Consider the following 19720-nt stretch of genomic DNA (forward strand, 5'->3'; position numbering starts at 1 on the left):
TGGTTCGTGCATTGCGCCTCTTTTCCGGCACAGTAGGTGAGTGCCAGTCCGCAGATCCTTCCGCAAGCCCGGTCCGGACCTGCCCGGACGGCCCGGGAGGCTTCTCCCTGGCCTGGCCACAGCGGCCGTCGCCCTGGCGGCCGCGTTCCTGGTTCACCGGCTGGTTCCCGCTCTTCCCGCGATGACGCTGGCAGTGGTGCTGGGCGTGCTGGCCGCCAACCTTCCCGCGTCCGGGGTGTGGACAGCCGGCAGGGCGCGGCCGGGGCTGGACTTCGCGGGGAAGCATCTCATGCGCGGCGGCATCGTGCTGCTGGGCCTGAAAGTCAGCATCATGGACGTGCTGGGACTGGGCTGGCTGGCGCTGGTCCTGATCGTCGCCGTGGTGGCGGCCAGCTTTGGCGGGACCTACCTGATCTCCCGATTGTTCCGGCTGCCGCCGGTGACCTCGCTGCTGGTGGCCACCGGCTTCTCGATCTGCGGTGCCTCCGCCATCGGCGCCATGGCCGCCGTCCGCAGGATCCGGCACGTGGACACCGTCCTGCCGGTGGCGCTCGTGACGCTTTGCGGGACCCTTGCCATCGGCGTCCTGCCCCTGCTGGCCCATCCCCTGCAGCTCAGCGCGCCCGTGTTCGGCGCCTGGACGGGCGCCTCCGTGCACGATGTGGGCCAGGTGGTAGCCACGGCGCAAACCGCGGGGACAGCGGCACTGGGCATCGCCGTCGTCGTTAAGCTCACCCGGGTACTCCTGCTGGCGCCGGTGGCGGCACTGGCCGGTGCGCACCACCGGTTCGCGCCACGGGCGGAGAACCCCGCGGACCGCGACAACGCGAAACTGCCGCCGGTGGTGCCGCTGTTCGTCCTGGGCTTCGTGGCGATGGTGGGCCTCCGCTCCACAGGCTGGGTGGCTGAAGGCTGGCTTGAGGCGGGGGCGGCACTGCAGGACATCCTGCTGGGCGCCGCGCTCTTCGGCCTGGGGTCCGCCGTCAGGATCCGGACACTCCTGCACACAGGCGGGCGGGCACTGCTGGCGGCACTGGCGTCGTGGTTCCTGATCGCCGTCCTGGGGCTGACGGCGGCCCTGCTGATCGCCGGATAACCACGTGATTAGATAGCTGGGTGTCACATGAGAATCTGCAGCGCGATGAAGCCGCCCACCGTTCAGCCCTGATCAGCACCACCGGTTACGACGTCTCCCTGGACGTACGGCAGGCGGCAAATCCGGAAGTGGCGGGCTATCCGACACGCAGCATCATCACCTTCACGGCCTCGGAGCCGGGGGCATCAACATTCCTGGACTTCATCGGCGAGGTCCACAGTGTTGTCCTCAATGGGAGGGAACTGCGCGTGGAGGACGTCGCGGACGGCGCCAGGATCAGGCTGGACAACCTGCAGTCCGAAAACCGGGTGGACGTCACCGGCACCGCCCTCTACAGCCGCTCCGGCGAAGGCATGCACCGCTTCTTTGATCCCGCCGACGGCCAGTGCTACCTCTATACGCAGTACGAGCCCGCTGACGCCCGCCGGGTCTTCGCCAACTTCGAACAGCCCGACCTCAAGGCCTCCTTCACCTTCCACGTGACCGCACCGGCCGGCTGGCAGGTGGCCTCCAACGGCCGGGAGGCGGCCCGCACCCTCCTCAGCGGCGACCCGTCCGCCGCCCGGTGGGACTTCGCCACCACCGGCCGGATGTCCACCTACATCACCACGGTGCTGGCCGGGCCGTACTTCAAGGCCGAGGACCGCTGGCAGGCAACGCTCGACGACGGCACCTCCCTGGACGTGCCGCTCGCCCTGTACTGCCGGGCATCGATGGCACACTCCTTCGACACTCACGAGCTGTTCCGGCTCACCAAGAACGGCCTGGACTTCTTCAACCGGCTCTTCGACTACCCCTACCCCTGGGGCAAATACGACCAGGCCTTCGTGCCCGAGTACAACCTTGGTGCCATGGAAAACCCCGGCCTGGTGACGTTCACCGAGAGCTACGTGTTCACCTCGCGTGCCACGGACGCCCAGTACCAGGGGCGCGCCAATACCCTGATGCACGAGATGGCGCACATGTGGTTCGGCGACCTGGTCACCATGCAGTGGTGGGATGACCTGTGGCTCAAGGAGTCATTCGCAGACTACATGGGCACCCTGGGCGTGGACCGCGCCACGGACTGGGACACCGCGTGGGTGAACTTCGCTAACAAACGCAAGGCCTGGGCCTACGTGCAGGACCAGCTGCCCACCACCCACCCGATCGTCGCGGACATCCCGGACCTTGAAGCCGCCAAGCAGAACTTCGACGGCATCACCTACGCCAAGGGCGCCTCCGTTCTAAAGCAACTGGTGGCCTACGTTGGGTTCGAGGCGTTCATCAGCGGCTCCCGCGACTACTTCCGCAAGCACGCGTACGGCAACACAACGCTTGACGACCTGCTGGCCGCCTTGAGTGCCTCCTCAGGGCGGGACCTGGCCGGCTGGGCACAGCAGTGGCTGCAGACCTCGGGCATCTCCACGCTGTCCCTGGAGATTGTGCCCGGGAAGACTGTGCCCGGCGAGGTTGTACCGGGCGCAGTTGTGCCGGGCGCGGATGTGCCGGACGCGGCCGACGACGGCGTGCTGGGCAGGGCGGTCATCGTCCAGGCAGCCGCGGACCCCGTCACGGGACGGGAGGAGCTTCGGCCGCACCGGCTGCGCGTTGGTTCCTACAATTTCGACGGCGGCGGGGCCCTGGTGCGCACCGACAGTTTCGAAACGGATGTGGCCGGGGCCCGGACGGAACTCCCCCAGCTCGCCGGCAAGCCCCGGCCCGCGCTCCTGCTGGTCAACGATGACGACCTCACCTACGCCAAGGTGCGGCTGGACCCGGCGTCTGAGGCAACTGTCCGTTCGTCCCTGGACCGGATCGGGGACCCCATGGCCCGCGCGCTCTGCTGGACGGCGCTCTGGAACTCGGCCCGGGACGGGGAAAGCCCGGCGGCGCGGTACGTCGAAGCCGTGGTTGCGTTTGGTCCGGCCGAAACAGGAATCGGCGTCCTGCTGAACATCCTCGACAACGCAGGCACCGCCGTCGAACGCTACACGCCGGCCGGCGAACGTGCTGCGCTGCGGTCCACGTTCCTGGCAGCCGCAGCGGCGGAACTGGACAGGGCCGCACCCGGCTCCGACCAGCAGCTGGCCTGGGCACGCACCCTCGCCAGCGCCAGCCGGCACGATGATGCCATGCTGCCCCGGCTGCGCGGACTCCTTGACGGCACAGCACCAGTGGCGGGCCTGGCGGTGGATGCCGAGCTGCGCTGGCACCTCTGGCATGCCCTGGCAGCCAACGGCCAGGCGGCAGTGGAGGAACTGGACGCCGAACTCGCCCGTGACACGACCGCGTCCGGACGCGCCGGCCACGCCACAGCCCTCGCCGCCCGCCCGGACCCGGAGGCCAAGGCGGCAGCGTGGAAAGCGGCAGTGGACGGGAACGAGCTCTCCAACCAGCTGCTCAGTGCCACCATCAGCGGATTCGTGACGGCGCCCGCGGATCTGCTGGAGCCGTACGTGGAGCCGTATTTCGGGTGCCTGCGCAGCGTATGGGAGGAACGCAGCATCGAGATCGCCAGCCGGATTGTCCGGGGCCTCTACCCGCTGGCCCAGGACCTGCCCGAGGGCACCGACCCGGCAGCGCACCCGGCCATCCGGCGCACGGACGAATGGCTGGCCGCCAATGCAGACGCGCCCCGCGCCCTGCAGCGCATCATTGTGGAGCAGCGCAGCCACCTGCTGCGGGCACTTACGGCGCAGGCCGCCGTCGTCAGCACACCATCGATTGCTCCGTAAGTGCCGTTTCGAACCCCCAAAACGACAGTAGGTGGGCCCATGCCGGCAGGGTTCCCTGGCCGAACTTGTGAGGTTAGGGGCCGGCAGGGACAATGGATGGGTTCAGGGGACGCGGTGGAGCCACTCCGCAGTGCCGAACTTGGTGCCGACGCGCTCCCGGGCGGTGGCAAGCTCGCCCTCCGTCAGCTGTGATGGCGTGGCGCCGTACCGGTCGGTGAAAACGTCCACCATGGCGGCGATGATGGCGGTGCGGGCCAGTCCGGTCTGGCGCCGGAGCGGGTCCACCCGTTTCTTGGCGCTGCGGGTCCCCTTGTCCGAGAGCTTTTCCTTGCCGATCCGGAGTACGTCAACCATTTTATCGGCGTCGATGTCGTAGCTCATGGTCACGTGGTGCAGCATGCCGCCGTTGGCGAGCCGCTTCTGCGCGGCCCCGCCGATCTTGCCCTGGTCCGTGGCGATGTCATTCAGGGGCACGTAGAAGGCGTTGATGCCAAGCTTTTCCAGTGCTGCCATCACCCATGCGTCCAGGAAAGGATAGGAGTCCGCGAAGCTGAGTCCGTCAACGAGGGTCTGCGGCAGGTACAGCGAGTACGTGATGCAGTTGCCGGCCTCCATGAACATCGCTCCCCCGCCGCTGATGCGCCGGACAACCTTGATCCCGTGCTTAGCCACGCCGCCGGGGTCCACCTCGTTGCGGTAGGACTGGAAGCTGCCAATCACCGTTGACGGCTCCTGCCAGTCCCAAAACCGGAGGGTGGGGTGGCGGCGGCCCGCGCCGACCTCCTCGGTGAGGACCTCGTCCAGGGCCACGTTGATTTCTGTGGGCAGGACAGTGGGTGCGATGAGGTTCCAGTGGTGGTCCGCCCAGGAGGTTGCCTTGGCCAGGGCACGGCGGACGGCGATGGCGACGGCGTCCGCGGAGAAGCCGAACAGGGCGGCGCCGGCCGGCAACGAAGAGGATACGACGGCGGCCAGCTCGGCCGCCGTCGTGGTGTCCGGCAGTCCCGTGAGCCCCCGGTTGATGTCCAGGAGTGCCTCGTCCGGTTCCAGGAAGAAGTCGCCGCTGAGGCTGACGTTGGCGAGGTGGCCGTCAACAACGTCCAGGTCCACGACCACAAGCTTGCCGCCGGGCACTTTGTATTCACCGTGGCGGCGGGAGGCGGAGAGGCTCGCTGAAGAGGGTGTGGCGGTCATGCCATCCATCCTGCCCCAGAAGTGCCGGATGCCAGTAACAGGCGGCCGGGACGCAGAAAGCCCGCACCGTTTACCGGTGCGGGCTTTCCCAAAAGAACTTTGCGGAAGTGTGTTACTTCTTGCCGCCGAAGCCCTTGAAGCGAGCGTTGAAGCGCTCGACGCGGCCTGCGGAGTCCATGATGCGCTGCTTGCCCGTGTAGAACGGGTGCGACTCGGAGGAGATTTCGACATCGATGACCGGGTAGGTGTTGCCGTCTTCCCATTCGATGGTCTTCGAGGAGGAAACGGTGGACTTGGTCAGGAACTTCGTGCCGGAAGCCAGGTCGTTGAAAACAACAGCTTCGTACTTCGGGTGGATATCAGACTTCATAATTGGACCTTTGTTCGCACAACTGGATTTTGCCAGCTGCCAGGTATGAATGGGATGGCGCCAGCGTCGCCCGGGGGCGCACTACAGCCAGCTGTCAATAATAGCGTAAGAACGCGGATGCCCGCGAACCAACCTCCTGGCTGGCTACACCCCTAGTTCCGGGGCCGCAGCTCCCAGAAGGCCACAGCTGATGCGGCCGCCACATTCAGGGAATCCACGCCGTTGCGCATGGGTATTTTCACGGCGATGTCGACGGCGGCGAGAGTCCCGGCGCTCATGCCGGCACCCTCGGTGCCGAGCACCAGGGCAAGCTTCCCGGGGTTCCGGGCGGCGACGGCATCCACGTCCTGGGCGTCGTCCGTGAGCTCCAGCGCGGCAACGGTGAAGCCGTGGTCCTTGAGCAGGTGCAGGTCCTCCGGCCAGCCGGTGAGCCGGGCCCACGGCACTTGGAACACCGTGCCCATGCTCACCCGGACGCTCCGCCGGTAAAGGGGGTCCCCGCAGCGGGGCGAGACGAGGACGGCATCGATGTCCAGCGCGGCGGCCGACCGGAAGATGGCGCCCACATTGGTGTGGTCCACGATGTCCTCCAGGACAGCCACCCTGCGTGCCCCGGCCAGCAGTTCCGGCAGCGGAACGGGCGCCGGGCGCTGCATGGCAGCCATGGCGCCGCGGTGGAGGTGGAAGCCGGTGATGTCCTCCAGCAGTGCCGCACTGCCGATGAAGGCCGGGACCTGCGGGTAGGTATCCAGGACGTCCCGGAGGTCCTCGAGCCACTTCTCCGCCAGGAAGAACGAGCGCGGCTGGTGTCCTGCTGCCAGGGCACGCCGCAGCACGCGGGAAGACTCGGCGATATACATCCCCTCGGCAGGTTCGCGCAGCTTGCGCAGGTGCACGTCCGTGAGCTGCGTGTAGTCGGAGACCCGGGGGTCCGCGGCCGATTCAAGATAGTGGATTGTCACCGGGTGATTATTTCAGCAGATTCGCGATCATGAATCCCAGCGCCACCAGGCCCAGGACCAGGATCACTGCGCGCAGCACCGTGGGTGAGAGCCGGCGGCCCACCTTGGCCCCGAGAAGTCCGCCGATGCTCGAGCTCACGGCGATCAGCAGTACCACAAGCCAGTTGATCCGGTCGAAGGCGAAGAGCACATAGGACACGGCGGCCACGAGGTTCACGCCCAGTACCAGGATGTTCTTCATGGCGTTGGCGTTCTGGATGGTGCCGGTGAGGAAGATACCCAGGATGCCCACCAGCAGGATCCCCTGGGCAGCCACGAAGTAGCCGCCGTAGACACCGGCCAGATAGACGAGCACCACCAGCAGCACCCCGTGCCGCTTGTCGCGCACAGCGTGCTCCGGGTTCTCCTCACGGGACCGGACCCATGCTTGCAGCCGGGGCTGGAACACCACCATCAGGAGGGCCAGGACGATCAGGACGGGGGCAACGTAGTGGAAGACCTCCTCCGGCAGGTGCAGGAGCAGCCAGGCGCCGGAGATGCCGCCGAGAAGGGAGGCCGGCAGGAGCCGCATCAGCTGGCGTCCGCGCCCCTTCAGTTCACGGCGGTAGCCGAAGGCGCCGGCGGCCGTGCCGAACACCAGCCCCATGGCGTTGCTCATGGAGGCCACCACCGGGGCGACCCCCAGGGCGATCAGGACGGGGAATGTCACCAGGGTGCCGGAACCCACCACGGCGTTGATGGTGCCGGCCCAGAGGCCGGCGATGGCCACAAAGATGCTGCTGAGAAGATCCAAGATGCTGCGCTGCCGCTGTTAGCGGCGGGCGACGGCGGTGTACCGGCCGGCGTTGACGCTCATGTCCAGGTCCAGCCCGAAGGTCTTGCTGAGGTTCTCTGCGGTCAGCACGTCCGTGATGGGGCCTGCGGCAACCACTCCGCCGTCGCGCAGCAGCATGGCGTGGGTGAATCCCGGAGGGACTTCCTCAAGGTGGTGGGTGACCAGGACCATGGCCGGTGCGTCCTCATCCTGTGCCAGCTCTCCCAGCTTGTGCACGAGTTCCTCGCGGCCCCCAAGGTCCAGGCCTGCCGCCGGTTCGTCGAGGAGCAACAGCTCGGGGTCGGTCATCAGCGCGCGGGCGATCTGGACACGCTTGCGTTCACCTTCGGAAAGTGTGGCAAACGTCCTGTTGAGCAGCGGGCCCATTCCCCAGTCGTTGAGCAGGCGGAAAGCCCGCCGCTCGTCGTCGCGCTCGTATCCCTCACGCCACCGGCCGGTGACTCCGTAGGCGGCGGTGACCACCACGTTGAGGACGTTTTCCTGTTCCGGGATCTGGGTGGCCAGCGCGGCGGAGGACAGGCCGATGCGCGGACGGAGCTCGAAGACATCGGTGCGGCCCAGGGTTTCGTCGAGGATGCCCGCTTTCCCGCTGCTGGGGTGCAGGCGCGCGGCCGCGATCTGCAGGAGCGTGGTCTTGCCGGCACCGTTGGGCCCAAGGATTACCCAGCGCTCGCCTTCGTTGACTTCCCAGTCGATCTTGTCCAGCAGGGTTTTCTTACCTCGGACAACGCTGACGGAAGCCAATTCCAGAACATCACTCATAGGAGTAGACACTAGGACAAAAAAGAGGCCGACTGATAACCGGGGCAAGGTAACAGTGAAACCCTGATTGGGCAGCTTTGCCAGGCGCCCGTCAGGCCGGCTGCGTGAGGATCACGGGTCCGGATTCGGTGACAGCGATGGTGTGTTCGGAGTGGGCGGTCCGGCGGCCGTTGGAACTGCACAGGGTCCAGCCGTCAGGAGCCGTGACAAGTTTGCTGGTGCCGTCCATGACCCACGGTTCGATAGCCAGGAGCAAGCCGGGGCGGAGCTCATATCCGCGGCCTGCTTTGCCGGTGTTCGGAATGTGGGGGTCCTGGTGCATGGTGCTTCCAACGCCGTGCCCGCCGAACTGGGTGTTGACCTGGTAATTAGCCGACTTGAGCACCGAGCCGATTGCGTGGGAGATGTCCCCGATGCGCGCTCCGGGCTGTGCCGCACCGATGCCCGCCGCCAATGCCCTCTCGGTGGTTTCGATCATGCGGGTGTCCTCGGGGGCAGCAGAATCCCCGACGACGAAGCTGATGGCGGAGTCCGTAACCCACCCATTGACGCTGGCTGCGAAGTCCAGGGTCAGCAGGTCCCCGTCCTTGAGGACGTAATCATGAGGGAGTCCGTGCAGCACGGCATCGTTGACGGACGTGCAGATGACTTTCCCAAAGGGCCCGCGGCCGAACGAGGGAGCGTAGTCGACATAGCAGGAGCGGGCTCCCGCTGCACTGATCATGGCAGCGGCCCAGTCGTTGATCTCCAGGAGATTCGTTCCAGGTGCGGTTCGCTCCCTCAGATCCCGCAGCGTATTGGCTACGAACTGGCCCGAGGGACGGGCCAGGTCAATCTCTCGCGGTGTGAGCAGTTCAATCAATGGTTCCTCCAGGTGTGGGCGTAATATTATCCGCTTGCCACCTTCCAGCAGCAGTGAAATGAATTCAAGGGACCCTCCCCCGCTGGCTAAGATGGCAGGCATGACTTCGAACGTGACTGCGGTCAGCTATGGCCTGAATGTGTCTCCAACAGGGCTGGAGCAGCTCCGTTCCACCCTCACCGCACAAGGCGCCGCCGTGCTGTCCGAGGCCTCCTCCGGCGACGGCCGCTACCAGGTCCATGTGGCCGAGCTCCAGCTGCCGGACGCCACCGCAGCCGGGCTCGCCGCACTGCGCCACGCCGTTGCCGAAGCCCCCATCGCCGGACTCGACACGGCGCTCGTCCCGGCCGTCCTCAGGTCGGCAGAACGCAAGCTGCTGATCATGGACGTTGATTCCACCCTGATCCAGCAAGAGGTCATCGAACTCCTGGCAGCCTACGCCGGCAAGCGGGAAGAAGTGGCGGCCGTTACCGAGGCCGCCATGCGCGGTGAGCTGGACTTCACCCAAAGCCTTCACGCCCGCGTCGCGGTGCTCGCAGGGCTGCCGGCCGCCGTCGTCCATTCCGTCCGCAACGAAGTGAAGCTGAGCCTGGGAGCGGCCGAACTCGTGGCCGCCTTCAAGGCGGCAGGGCACGTGGTAGCCGTGGTGTCCGGCGGGTTCAACCAGATCCTGGAGCCAATCGCCGGCGAACTGGGCCTGGATTACTGGCAGGCAAACGAGCTGGAGATTGTCGACGGCGAGCTGACGGGCAGGGTGCTGGGCGCTGTGGTGGACAGGGCAGCCAAGGAAAAGTACCTGCGAGAGTGGGCCGCCGCCGAGGGCATCGCCCTGGAGCACACTGTGGCGGTGGGCGACGGAGCCAACGACCTGGACATGCTCGGGGCGGCCGGCATCGGCGTCGCGTTCAACGCCAAACCTGCGGTGCGGGCTGTGGCGGACGCTGCCGTTAACATGCCGTACCTCGACGCCGTCCGGTACGTCGCCGGCGTGTGACTCGTTCTTAACCGCGAAATGGGCCCACGCCCGCAGGGTTCCCTGACCGAGCTTGCGAGGTTAGGGTGCGGGTGGGGAGCAGCCGCGGCAGTGTCCGGAAGGGACATTGCCGCGGCTGCCATATCGTGTAGGGCAGCGTGGGCTAGCTAGTGGCCTGGCCGGCTCCCTTGCCGAAGTAGTCTGCACCGCCGGCGTATTCGGTGTGGCCGGACTCGACGTCGGCGGTGACCATGCCGGCCACAACCTCCGCGAACTCCTCCACCGAGTACAGCTTGCCGGCTTCGGCCCGGCGGGCCTCGATGGCACCCGGCGTGGAGCGGTCAAGCAGGGTGGCCGTGACGGTGCCCTCGATCATGTCGCCCGAGACAACCACCAGGGTGATGCCCTTCTCGGCCAGGTTGGGGATGAGTTCGCGCAGGGCGTCCTCGCCGGCACGCTTGCTGCGGGCCACCGGCTCGTAGGCCTCCATGGTGGGCACCGTGTTGATGAAGTGGGCCTGGTGGCTGGTCACGAAGACCACCCGCGAGCCTTCCTTCATCAGCGGCACGGCAGCGTTGAGCATGTTGATCTGGGCGTCGCGGTTCAGCTTGAGTGCGTAGTCCTCGCCCATCCCGGTTTCCATGCCGCCGGAGGCATTCAGCACCAGGATGTCCAGGGAACCGAAGTTCTCCATGGCCGCGGAGGCCAGCGCCTGCACGCCTTCCTGGGTGGTGAGGTCCGCGCCCACGGCCACTGCACGTCCGCCGTCGGCTTCGATCCCCTGCACAACCTTATTGGCGCGCGGTGCCTTCTGGCGGTAGTTCACCACGACGGCGGCGCCCTCGCGGGCAAGGTTCTTGGCTACCTCCGCGCCGATTCCGCGCGAGGATCCGGTCACGATGGCAGTCTTGTTATCCAGCAGTCCCATGCGGGCTCCTTTTGTCTGAAACGTCTAAATTGCTGATGGCCTGCAGTCCATCATGCCAGCGGCCCCGGACAATTCCCTTGTGTGACCTACACAAAGAAGCGCCTGGCTGCTAGTTTGCCGGCGCCGGTCAGTGCCCCATGCCCAGGCCGCCGTCAACAGGGATGACGGCTCCGGAGATGTAGGCGGCCTCGTCGCTGGAGATCCAGCGGACCACATTGGCAACCTCGGAGGCCTCGGCAAAACGGCCCGCCGGGATGCTGGACAGGTAGTCCTTCTGGGTGGCTTCGGGAAGTTCGGCAGTCATGTCCGTGTTGATGAAGCCGGGCGCCACGACGTTGGCGGTGATGCCCCGCGAACCGAGTTCGCGGGTCAGGGAGCGTGCGATGCCCACCAGGCCCGCTTTAGAGGCCGAGTAGTTGATCTGTCCGGGCGCACCGTACAGGCCCGACACGGAGGAGATCAGCACAACGCGGCCCTTCCGGAGCCGGATCATGCCCTTGGAGGCGCGCTTGATGACCCGGAAAGCGCCGGTGAGGTTGGTGTCGATGACGGACGTGAAGTCGTCTTCGCTCATGCGCAGCAGCAGGGTGTCCTTGGTGATGCCGGCGTTGGCCACCAGGACTTCCACCGGGCCGTGGGCAGCTTCCACTTCCTTGAAGGCCGCGTCCACGGATGCCTCGTCCGTGACGTCCGCCTTGACGCCGAGGATCCCCTCCGGCAGCTTGGTTTCGCTGCGGTAGGTCACGGCAACCTTGTCGCCGTTGGCCAGGAACGCCTCGGCGATGGCCAGGCCGATGCCGCGGTTGCCGCCGGTGATCAGGACGCTGCGGGGGGCTGTGGCTGCTTCAGTCATGTAGGAGGCTCCGGAATTCTGCGGCGCGCTGGGGCCGCTGTAGATGGGGGTGATTTGGCTGACTTCGATCTTAGCGCCCGACCCGGCCCGGGTTTGGGCGCCACTGCCGATGGTGAGAGAATTGATGCAAGCCTTTGGAGCGTGATAAACCACCGTGACCCTTGAAAACCATGCGGGACAATCCGCGCCTGGAGAACCCGGCCGGTTCTCCGGTGATTCGGAAGTCCACAGCATCACGGATGCCGCTGGAGCCCATTCGGAGGACATGCGCCAGCGCATGATCAAGTACGCGTTGGCCATGGGAATCCGCATGGTGTGCCTGGTCCTGATTTTCGTGGTGGACGGCTGGTTCAAGGTCATTCCGGTGGCCGGCGCGGTGTTCCTGCCCTGGATCGCCGTGATCATCGCGAACGGGAACGACAAAGCCGAAGGCCACAGCGACCTCCTGCTGGATTCGGCCCCGCTGGCTGAGCTGGAAAGCCCGCCGGTGCGGCCCGCCGGGGAGGATCCCGGCAGTGAACTCCTGCAGGGCGAGCTGATTATTGACGACGACGAATCTCCGTCCGGGCAGGAAAGGAAGGCCTCGTGAGCATCTTCGACTTCGCCGCCGGCACCGATCCCGCCATGGCGGAAGCCGGTGCCATCTGTTCCCGCAAGGCATGCCGGGCGCAGGCTTCCTGGCAGCTCCTGTGGAACAACCCCAAGATCCATTCACCGGAACGCCGCAAGACCTGGCTTGCCTGCGCCGACCACCGGGAATGGCTGGAGGACTACCTTCAGACGCGGGGCCTCTGGAAGGAAACCCTGCCCCTCGACGACGCACGGGCGTCCGGCGGCTCAGGGCAGGACAGCTGAATGTACCGTTTCCTCTTCTCCAGCAAGTGGCTGGGTTATCTGCTGCTGGCTGCCATCTTCGCCTCCGCCTGCGTATTCCTGGGCCGCTGGCAGATGGACCGGCGCGCCGAGACCCTGGCCGAAATCAACCGCGTGGTGACCAACTACTCGGCAACTCCCATCGCGTTCGCGGACGCCAGGGAGCAATTTGATGAGCTGGACCCCGCCATGGAGTGGACCCAGGTGGAGCTGAGGGGCACGTACCTCACCGACGGCCAGCGCGTGGTCCGGAACCGTCCGCTCAATGGCCAGCCGGGCTACGAAGTGGTGGTCCCGTTCCGTCTTGCCTCCGGTGAGACAGTGGTCATCGACCGGGGCTGGCTGCCCATCGGCAACGATAATCCAGGCGCCCCGGACTCGGTGCCGGAACCCCCCGCCGGTGACGTGACCGCCGTCGTGCGTTTGAAGCATCCCGAGCCCGAACTCCAGCGCGGCGCCCCCGAAGGCCAGCTGGCATCCATCGACCTTGCCGCTTATGCCGGACAGCTCGGGTATCCGCTGTTGACCGGGGCGTACGGCCAGCTCGCGTCGGAGACACCGCCTGCAGCGGAGATGCCGTTCCCGTTCCCGAAGCCTTCCACCGAGGAAGGCACACACCTTTCGTACTCGCTGCAGTGGTTCGCGTTCGGCGTGCTGATGTTCGTTGGTTTTGGCTACGCTGCCCGCCAGCAGGCACGCAACGCCGCCATCGACGCCGAGGACGACGACGGGACGCCAGAGGGCTCGGCCCGCCCGGCAGGCGGCGAGCACCGCCGTCGTCCGTCACCACCCAGGAAGCGGAAGAAAGCGACCTCCGAAGAAGAGGAAGACGCCCTCCTGGATGCGCAGGGGTACTGAAGGATGACGGAGCACGACGACGGCCCGGTTGCCTTGGTGCGCGCGGCATTGGTGGCTGCCGGAGTTGGGGACACCGTGCGGACTTTTCCCGCGGGCGTTCCGACGGCGTCCGCGGCTGCTGAGGCGCTCGGCTGCGACCTTGCGGCGATCACGAACAGCCTGATTTTCGACCTCGGCGGCGAGCCCTTGCTGATCCTCGCAAGCGGGGCCGCACGCGTGGATACCAGGCTGGTTGCTGAAAAGTTGGGGACAGGCAGGATCCGCCGCGCCTCCCCCGACTTCGTCCTGCAGCACACCGGCCAGGCGGTAGGCGGAGTGGCCCCGGTGGGTCACCCGGAAAAAGTCAGGACGCTCCTCGACACGAGCCTCCGGGAGCACCAACGCCTCTGGGCAGGCGCAGGCGACCACCACTCCATGTTCAGCATCACCTACAAGCAGCTTCAGAAAATGACCGAAGCCCTGGAACTGAAGGTGCGCTAATGCTCAAGCCTCATTGGGCACGAGCGCAGCGGTGTAGGTGATTTATGTAGCGTGCGTCAAAGGCGACGAAGGAGCCAGCACGCGGGAAATCGCCTGCGCCGCGTAGCGGAGCCAGCCGGAGTGAAAGGCTTAGGCCAGCGTAATCAGGTCCAGGTAGTCTTCGTTCCAGTGGTCCTCGACGCCGTCGGGCAGCAGGACTACGCGCTCGGGGTTGAGGGCCTCCACTGCCCCCTCGTCGTGGCTGACCAGGACGACGGCGCCGCTGTAGTTCCTGAGGGCGCCCAGGATTTCTGCGCGGCTGGCAGGGTCCAGGTTGTTGGTGGGCTCGTCGAGGAGGAGGACGTTGGCGCTGGAGGCCACGATAGTGGCAAGGGCCAGGCGGGTCTTCTCACCGCCGGAGAGGACGCCGGCGGGCTTGTCGACGTCGTCACCTGAGAACAGGAACGAACCCAGGATGCCGCGGACTTCGGCGTCCTTCATGTCCGGGGCGGCGGAGCGCATGTTTTCCAGGACGGTCCGGTCCACGTCCAGGGTTTCATGCTCCTGGGCGTAGTAGCCCACCTTCAGGCCGTGGCCGGCTATAACGTCACCGGTGTCAGGCTGGTCCACGCCCGCGAGCATCCGCAGGAGGGTAGTTTTGCCGGCACCGTTGAGGCCCAGGATGACCACTTTGGAGCCGCGGTCGATGGCCAGGTCCACGTCCGTGAAGATCTCCAGCGAACCGTAGGACTTGCTGAGGCCCTCGGCGGTGAGCGGGGTCCTGCCGCACGGCGAGGGGTCCGGAAAACGCAGTGCTGCCACGCGGTCGTTTTCCCGGACGGCCTCGAGTCCGCTGAGCAGCCGCTCGGCGCGCTTGGCCATGTTCTGGGCGGCAACCGCCTTGGTGGCTTTGGCGCGCATCTTGTTGGCCTGGTCGAAAAGGACCTGGGCCTTCTTCTCGGCGTTGGCGCGCTCCCGCTTGCGGGCGCGCTCATCGGTTTCGCGCTGCGTGAGGTAGCGCTTCCAGTCCATGTTGTAGAAGTCGATCTGGGCGCGGTTGGCGTCCAGTAGGAACACCTTGTTGACGGTGGCTTCGAGCAGTTCGGTGTCGTGGCTGATCACGATCAGGCCGCCCTGGTGGTTCTTGAGGAAGTCACGCAGCCAGGCGATGGAATCGGCGTCGAGGTGGTTGGTGGGCTCATCGAGGAGCATCGTCTCGGCGTCCGAGTAGAGGATGCGTGCCAGCTCCACGCGGCGCCGCTGGCCACCGGAGAGGGTCTTCAGCGGCTGGTTCAGCAGGCGGTCCGGCAGGGCGAGGTTGGAGCAGATTGCTGCTGCCTCGGCCTCGGCGGCATAGCCGCCGGCTGCCAGGAACTCGGATTCGAGCCGGTCGTAACGGTTCATCGCCTTGCGCTGGACCGCCGCGTCCTCGCTGGCCATTTCCTCGTGCGCCAGGCGCAGTTTTCCGACGGCGATGTCCAGGCCACGGACGGACAGGATACGGTCCCGTGCGAGCTGCTCCATGTCCGGCGTCCGGGGATCCTGCGGCAGGTAGCCGATCTCGCCGGTACGGGTCACTTTCCCCGCGGCGGGAAGTCCTTCACCGGCGAGGACCCGGGTGAGGGTGGTCTTCCCGGCGCCGTTACGGCCCACCAGGCCGATCTTGTCTCCCTTGTCGATGCGGAAGCTCACCTGGTCCATCAGGAGCCGGGCGCCGGCACGCAGTTCAAGATCCTGGACAGTAATCACAGCAGGTAAGGCCTTTCACAACAGGGAACGCCGCAGCCCTCGCACGATGTTGGGAGGGAGCCGGGGCAGAGTGGCCGGAGAACGGCCCATCCAAGTCTACCGTCCGGCAACGTCCACGCAGAACGCCCCGTCTGCAGCCGCCTGTTCAGCTAGCGTTGCGGCATGACCTTGATGGACTTCCCTGCCCGGACTTTCGGAGTCAGTACCGGGCCCGGCGTTCACATCCGCGGCTTCGAACTGGGACCGGCCGACGGAGCGCCTGTCGTCATCCTGCATGGATTGGCCGGCAGTGCGGGTGAGTTCGTCCAGACAGCCCTTGCGCTACCGGAATTCCGAACCGTTTTGATCGACCTCCGCGGCCACGGCAGAAGTACCACCCGGCCGGGCGACCTTTCCCGCGAAGCCTTCGTTGCCGACGTCGTACGTGTTATCGAATCAGTGGTCAGCGCACCCGTGACCCTTATTGGCCAGTCTCTGGGCGGGCACACGGCGATGCTGGTGGCAGCCGGGCGCCCTGACCTGGTCTCCCGGCTGGTCCTTCTTGAGACCGGCGCACGCGGCGGAGGCGTGGACGAGCATGAACTCTTGGCTGAATACTTCCGGTCCTGGCCTGTGCCCTTCGGAAGCCGCACAACAGCACAGGAGTTTCTTGGGGACGGACCCTTGGACCGGGCGTGGGTGGCTGACCTGGAGGACAGGTCGGACGGGTTGTGGCCGCGGTTTGAGGCTGACGTCATGGTGGCCGCGATCAAAGGAGTGGCCGCGCCCCGCTGGGACGAGTGGGAGAGCATCGCTGTGCCAACGCTCGTTGTTTATGGAGAACACGGGATATTCGTTGCGGAGGACAAGTCCGAGTTCTGCGAGCGCGGCCGCAGCGTCGAGCGCGTGGATTTGGCCGGGGCGTCCCATGACAGCCATCTGGATGCGTTCCACTCCTGGGTGGCGGCTCTCCGTCAGTTCATGGGGGTCTGAGGCAGATCGAGTAGGAGCAAGTGCGGTTTGGGGTTTCGCGGCCCGGGGGTGAGCCTTCAGACTGTCCTGATGAAGTGGACGCGTGCCAAGGACTGGCTGATCGGTGCTGCTGGAATGGTCATCGTCCTGGGTCTTGCGGTTGCAATCGCGTGGTGGGTGGTGAGCAGTCCGGTGCGCGGGGTGGCAGCAGCGCCTGCGCCCTCCCCCACGACGGGCGCTGAACCCACGGCGGGCGCCGAGCCTCCCGCCGACCTGCGCGGGGATGAGGTGTGGCTCGCCGATCTTGCCCTGGACGCCGGGACAGTGGCCATCGCGGGCTCGTTGCTTCACGACGTTAGGGCCGAAGGGCAGGGCGTGGTCACGGGGCCGGGCGGGATGGTTGCTGAACGCCTCGCCGTGGACGCGACCGTTCCGTTCGACGTCGTTGCCGGGGAACTCGGTGATGGGACCGTGGTCCGCGCCGCCGACGGCGGCCAGGTTCTGGTGGTCCGCACAGTCCAGGTCTTGGGCCGCGGACTGGACGTCAACGCCACGGGCACAGTCAGGGTCGACGCCGGCAGGCTGGTTGTTGAGCCGCGCTCGATCGACATTGGCGGGCCCGGCTTCCTCTCCGACGCCCTCGGTGCCGCCGTAAGAAGGCTCGTGACCATCGAGCACAGCATTGAGGGCCTGCCCGAGGGCCTCGTCCTTCAGGACGTCGCGGTCCAGGGCGACGGCTTCCGTGCGAGGCTCTCCGGCGCGAACGTCAAGCTCGTTCCATGACGGCGCCCGCCCTGACCTGTGGCCCTAGGTGGGTTTCTTAGTCAATACGTCCGGAACTTCCTGCCGCCGTCGAAGTTCCAGGAGCCCGACCGCGTTTGCTCCAGTGAAGACGGCGCTGAAGGTGATCAGGAGGTCCCTGACTATCACCGAATTCGGGTCACCAGGCTGGGCGATGAGCGATATAACGAGAATCAGGGCGCCCACACAGAGCCCGCCCGTGCTAGGGAAGTTCCGCTGCCGCATCAGTCCGTTTACCCTTCGGGTCCTGCCGCACGGGCGTCATGCCTGCTCGATCTTGGAGTCATGCACCTGACCGTAGGCCTCGCCAGCCATCCAGGCAATGCTCTTGATCAAATCCTGAGCATCGGACCCGGATGTTTCCCGGCGTGTTCATGATTGCCCTTCGCAACGGCCGGTGGTGAGCACACCGAACGTTGAACCGCGCTCCTTACCGGTGCGCGCCTGCCAGTGTGCGGCCTGCTCGATAGTCTCCGCGGTCTGGTAGTCGGTCTTCTTGCCTGGCCCGAGCTTGATGACGTTGTGGTGCAGGTTCAGCCCTTTGGGGGCCGTCCTGTCTCCGCTGATGTTGATGTAGCTGTCCCGCGCGCCGATGAACTGGTTCCGCGTGACCTCTACATCCATGGGCAGCTCGGTGTCATACGTGAGGATGTGGGTGCCCTTGCCGTCCGTGTCCGGCCGGATAGTCGCAGCCCATGAGTAGCCCGCGTCAGTGCAGATATTGTCTGTGAAAGTGCAGCGGATGTGCCCGGACCCTGGAGTCGCATCGCCGGCAGACCACATCTCGAAGGTCTGGTTGCAGTTCTCCACCCGGTTGTTCCGGAAGTGGATGTCGGTCCACGACTTTGCATCCTGCGTTGCCGTCCCCTGCATCGTGAAGGCAACGTCATAGCATTCCCGGATGGTGTTGTCCTCGATGATGATGTTGGACGCGCCGATCCAGACCTCGAGGCCGTTGCCGTACCGGGTGCCGTCGGCGCTCAGCCGGGATCCGCCAAGGTCCTCCAGGCGGCAGTTCCTGATGCGGATGTTCTCCGACCCGCCGGTCGCAATACCGTGTGCTCCATGACCCTCGATATGGATGCCATCCAGGATGCTGTGGGAAGCGGGCCGGATGCCGTCCTGCTGGATGGCGATTGCGACGCCGTCGCCCGGGTCAAAATTCGACCTGACGTACACAAAGGTCTCGTCGCTATAGAAGTCCCACTGGTTCGCCAGTGCATCCAGGCTGGTCCGCTTCCATCCACGGATGAGGCCCGCCACCTTCAGGAAACCGACATTGGTGGACGGAGCGGCGATGTTGCCGCTGTACTGGCCGGACCGTGCGGTGATGTCCAGCTTCCATACCCGGGTGGCGTGCTGCACCCAGGCCGGCTTGCTGACCTTGTAGCCGGCAACTTTAGGACGCGGGCCGGTGCCGTAGGCGCCCACCGTAAAGACTCCCGATGTGCCCTGGATGGACGGCTCGTGGAGGGTGCCGAAGAATGTGTCGCCGCGCTTGAGCAGGACGGCGTCGCCGCGGCGCAGGTCCCCGCTGCCGAGGGCGTCCTGGACGCGCGCGAGGCTGCGCCACGGGGCTGCCTCAGTGCCCGGGGCCGAGTCGGAACCAAAGACGCTCACATACCGGGTGTTCCTGCCCACGCGGGACGGGGTGCGTTCGTCCGTGAACACAGCGGAACTTGCGACGCCGGCAGCGGCCCCTTTGAGGAGCGTGCGGCGGCTGAATGGTCTCGGAGGTAGTTTCATTGCCGGGGATGGTCCTCACGGATATCTCACGAGCGATTTTATCCGGTTGCAACCGGCAGGGAAGCCGTCAGCGAAAAACAGGACTATGCATACCTGGTACCCGCACGTATCGGCGATCCGGTGCACGTTTCCGCGCTACTCGTTGACGAGGACGGGTACGCCTACTGCTGCTGAGACAGCCAGGGGGGCAAGCCCGGCCGGTACCGGGATGCTGAACTCTTCTCCTTCTTCAGACGGTCCCGAGTGTGCATGGCCTTCCGTGCCGAGATGGTGCACAAACCGGGCAGTGCCAAGGAGGTTGCCGCGGTCATCGTAGAAGCCGGCGAGCACCTGGAGTTCGAGCAGGTCGCTGACATCACTGGTGACTCTGACTGTCCCCGTGGCCGCCTGTCCATCAAAAGCCAGGTCCTTGAACAGGATCCTGTCATCGAACGGGCCTTGGATTCCAAGGATTTGGCCCGGGGCCGGCCGGGTTGTCCGGAGTCCTGCCAAGTCCGGTTCTCCTTCGGCACTGTCCAGGCCTGGGAAGGTTGTTTTGGCGGCAGCGGACGCCTGCGGGACGCTGTCCGCACCGGGCGCAGGGGCAGATGGCCGACCACCCAGTACGGCGGGGGCAAGCACAGCCAGCGAGGCAGCAGCGAGGGCTGCCATCAGGGGAATCCAGGGCTTGCGGTTCATCGTGTCCCCTCCTGCGTCTGCGGCGGCCGCGGGGTGCCAGATACCCGGATTGC

Annotated in this window: 20 protein-coding genes; 9 read left to right on the forward strand and 11 right to left on the reverse strand. The window is 66.1% G+C overall.

What is annotated here, in order from left to right; genetic code table 11:
- The first annotated feature begins 40 nt into the window (after nt 1–40).
- The gene (locus IEX33_RS09905) at nt 41–1096 is read left to right on the forward strand and encodes a YeiH family protein (RefSeq protein WP_377089418.1); all 1056 of its coding nucleotides are present in this window, start codon (nt 41–43) and stop codon (nt 1094–1096) included.
- Between the two features lie 20 nt (nt 1097–1116).
- A complete protein-coding gene (pepN, locus tag IEX33_RS09910) occupies nt 1117–3813 on the forward strand; it encodes an aminopeptidase N (protein ID WP_188729745.1) in 2697 nt (898 codons plus the stop codon).
- Nucleotides 3814–3915: 102 nt separating this feature from the next.
- Here the strand turns inward: pepN and IEX33_RS09915 are convergent, their stop codons facing one another.
- The 6 genes from IEX33_RS09915 to map all read right to left on the reverse strand — a co-directional run bounded on the left by IEX33_RS09915 (nt 3916) and on the right by map (nt 8798).
- A complete protein-coding gene (locus tag IEX33_RS09915) occupies nt 3916–5007 on the reverse strand; it encodes a lipoate--protein ligase family protein (RefSeq protein ID WP_188729747.1) in 1092 nt (363 codons plus the stop codon).
- Nucleotides 5008–5119: 112 nt separating this feature from the next.
- Nucleotides 5120–5377 carry a type B 50S ribosomal protein L31 gene (locus IEX33_RS09920; protein WP_066275740.1) on the reverse strand — a complete coding sequence of 86 codons (258 nt, stop codon included), beginning with the start codon at nt 5375–5377 and terminating at the stop codon, nt 5120–5122.
- Nucleotides 5378–5529: 152 nt separating this feature from the next.
- Nucleotides 5530–6339, reverse strand: coding sequence for a TrmH family RNA methyltransferase (locus IEX33_RS09925; protein ID WP_188729749.1), 810 nt, complete (start codon nt 6337–6339; stop codon nt 5530–5532).
- A 7-nt stretch (nt 6340–6346) separates the two neighbouring features.
- The gene (locus IEX33_RS09930) at nt 6347–7132 is read right to left on the reverse strand and encodes a sulfite exporter TauE/SafE family protein (RefSeq protein WP_188729751.1); all 786 of its coding nucleotides are present in this window, start codon (nt 7130–7132) and stop codon (nt 6347–6349) included.
- An 18-nt stretch (nt 7133–7150) separates the two neighbouring features.
- Complete coding sequence (locus tag IEX33_RS09935; protein ID WP_066275729.1) at nt 7151–7936, reverse strand: ABC transporter ATP-binding protein; 786 nt, start codon at nt 7934–7936, stop codon at nt 7151–7153.
- A gap of 91 nt (nt 7937–8027) precedes the next feature.
- A complete protein-coding gene (gene map / locus IEX33_RS09940; protein WP_188729753.1) occupies nt 8028–8798 on the reverse strand; it encodes a type I methionyl aminopeptidase in 771 nt (256 codons plus the stop codon).
- Between the two features lie 100 nt (nt 8799–8898).
- Here map and serB point away from each other — a divergent pair, with 100 nt between their 5' ends.
- Nucleotides 8899–9792, forward strand: coding sequence for a phosphoserine phosphatase SerB (gene serB, locus IEX33_RS09945; RefSeq protein WP_188729755.1), 894 nt, complete (start codon nt 8899–8901; stop codon nt 9790–9792).
- A 142-nt stretch (nt 9793–9934) separates the two neighbouring features.
- Here serB and IEX33_RS09950 read toward each other — a convergent pair whose 3' ends face one another.
- Both IEX33_RS09950 and IEX33_RS09955 read right to left on the reverse strand, forming a co-directional pair.
- The gene (locus tag IEX33_RS09950) at nt 9935–10699 is read right to left on the reverse strand and encodes an SDR family oxidoreductase (RefSeq protein WP_104187223.1); all 765 of its coding nucleotides are present in this window, start codon (nt 10697–10699) and stop codon (nt 9935–9937) included.
- A 127-nt stretch (nt 10700–10826) separates the two neighbouring features.
- Nucleotides 10827–11552 (reverse strand): beta-ketoacyl-ACP reductase, encoded by a 726-nt coding sequence (locus tag IEX33_RS09955; RefSeq protein WP_066275721.1) that lies wholly within the window; start codon nt 11550–11552, stop codon nt 10827–10829.
- 154 nt (nt 11553–11706) lie between these two features.
- Here IEX33_RS09955 and IEX33_RS09960 point away from each other — a divergent pair, with 154 nt between their 5' ends.
- From IEX33_RS09960 to IEX33_RS09975, 4 genes are read left to right on the forward strand one after another with little or no spacing between them, the layout of a single operon-like run.
- Nucleotides 11707–12141: a DUF3099 domain-containing protein gene (locus IEX33_RS09960; protein ID WP_188729757.1), complete on the forward strand. Its 435-nt coding sequence runs from the start codon at nt 11707–11709 to the stop codon at nt 12139–12141.
- Nucleotides 12138–12407, forward strand: coding sequence for a hypothetical protein (locus IEX33_RS09965; protein ID WP_188729759.1), 270 nt, complete (start codon nt 12138–12140; stop codon nt 12405–12407). Before IEX33_RS09960 ends, IEX33_RS09965 begins: the two co-directional genes overlap by 4 nt.
- Nucleotides 12408–13283 carry an SURF1 family cytochrome oxidase biogenesis protein gene (locus tag IEX33_RS09970; RefSeq protein ID WP_188729761.1) on the forward strand — a complete coding sequence of 292 codons (876 nt, stop codon included), beginning with the start codon at nt 12408–12410 and terminating at the stop codon, nt 13281–13283.
- Nucleotides 13284–13286: 3 nt separating this feature from the next.
- Entirely contained in the window at nt 13287–13763 is a 477-nt protein-coding gene (locus IEX33_RS09975; RefSeq protein WP_188729763.1) for a YbaK/EbsC family protein, read from the forward strand.
- A 129-nt stretch (nt 13764–13892) separates the two neighbouring features.
- Here IEX33_RS09975 and IEX33_RS09980 read toward each other — a convergent pair whose 3' ends face one another.
- Nucleotides 13893–15491 carry an ABC-F family ATP-binding cassette domain-containing protein gene (locus IEX33_RS09980; protein WP_188729765.1) on the reverse strand — a complete coding sequence of 533 codons (1599 nt, stop codon included), beginning with the start codon at nt 15489–15491 and terminating at the stop codon, nt 13893–13895.
- A 162-nt stretch (nt 15492–15653) separates the two neighbouring features.
- Between IEX33_RS09980 and IEX33_RS09985 the strand changes: the two genes are divergently transcribed.
- Together IEX33_RS09985 and IEX33_RS09990 are read left to right on the forward strand one after the other, a co-directional pair.
- The gene (locus tag IEX33_RS09985) at nt 15654–16463 is read left to right on the forward strand and encodes an alpha/beta fold hydrolase (protein WP_229675315.1); all 810 of its coding nucleotides are present in this window, start codon (nt 15654–15656) and stop codon (nt 16461–16463) included.
- A 69-nt stretch (nt 16464–16532) separates the two neighbouring features.
- Nucleotides 16533–17225, forward strand: coding sequence for an LmeA family phospholipid-binding protein (locus IEX33_RS09990; RefSeq protein WP_188729768.1), 693 nt, complete (start codon nt 16533–16535; stop codon nt 17223–17225).
- Between the two features lie 390 nt (nt 17226–17615).
- On the opposite strand, the gene IEX33_RS09995 is transcribed toward IEX33_RS09990, so the two are convergent.
- Nucleotides 17616–18989, reverse strand: a complete 1374-nt coding sequence (locus IEX33_RS09995; RefSeq protein WP_188729770.1) for a right-handed parallel beta-helix repeat-containing protein — start codon at nt 18987–18989, stop codon at nt 17616–17618.
- A gap of 135 nt (nt 18990–19124) precedes the next feature.
- Nucleotides 19125–19667 carry a hypothetical protein gene (locus IEX33_RS10000; protein ID WP_188729772.1) on the reverse strand — a complete coding sequence of 181 codons (543 nt, stop codon included), beginning with the start codon at nt 19665–19667 and terminating at the stop codon, nt 19125–19127.
- Nucleotides 19668–19720: the final 53 nt, after the last annotated feature.

Origin of the sequence: Pseudarthrobacter scleromae (genome assembly GCF_014644515.1) — a bacterium.
GTDB classification, from domain to species: domain Bacteria; phylum Actinomycetota; class Actinomycetes; order Actinomycetales; family Micrococcaceae; genus Arthrobacter; species Arthrobacter scleromae.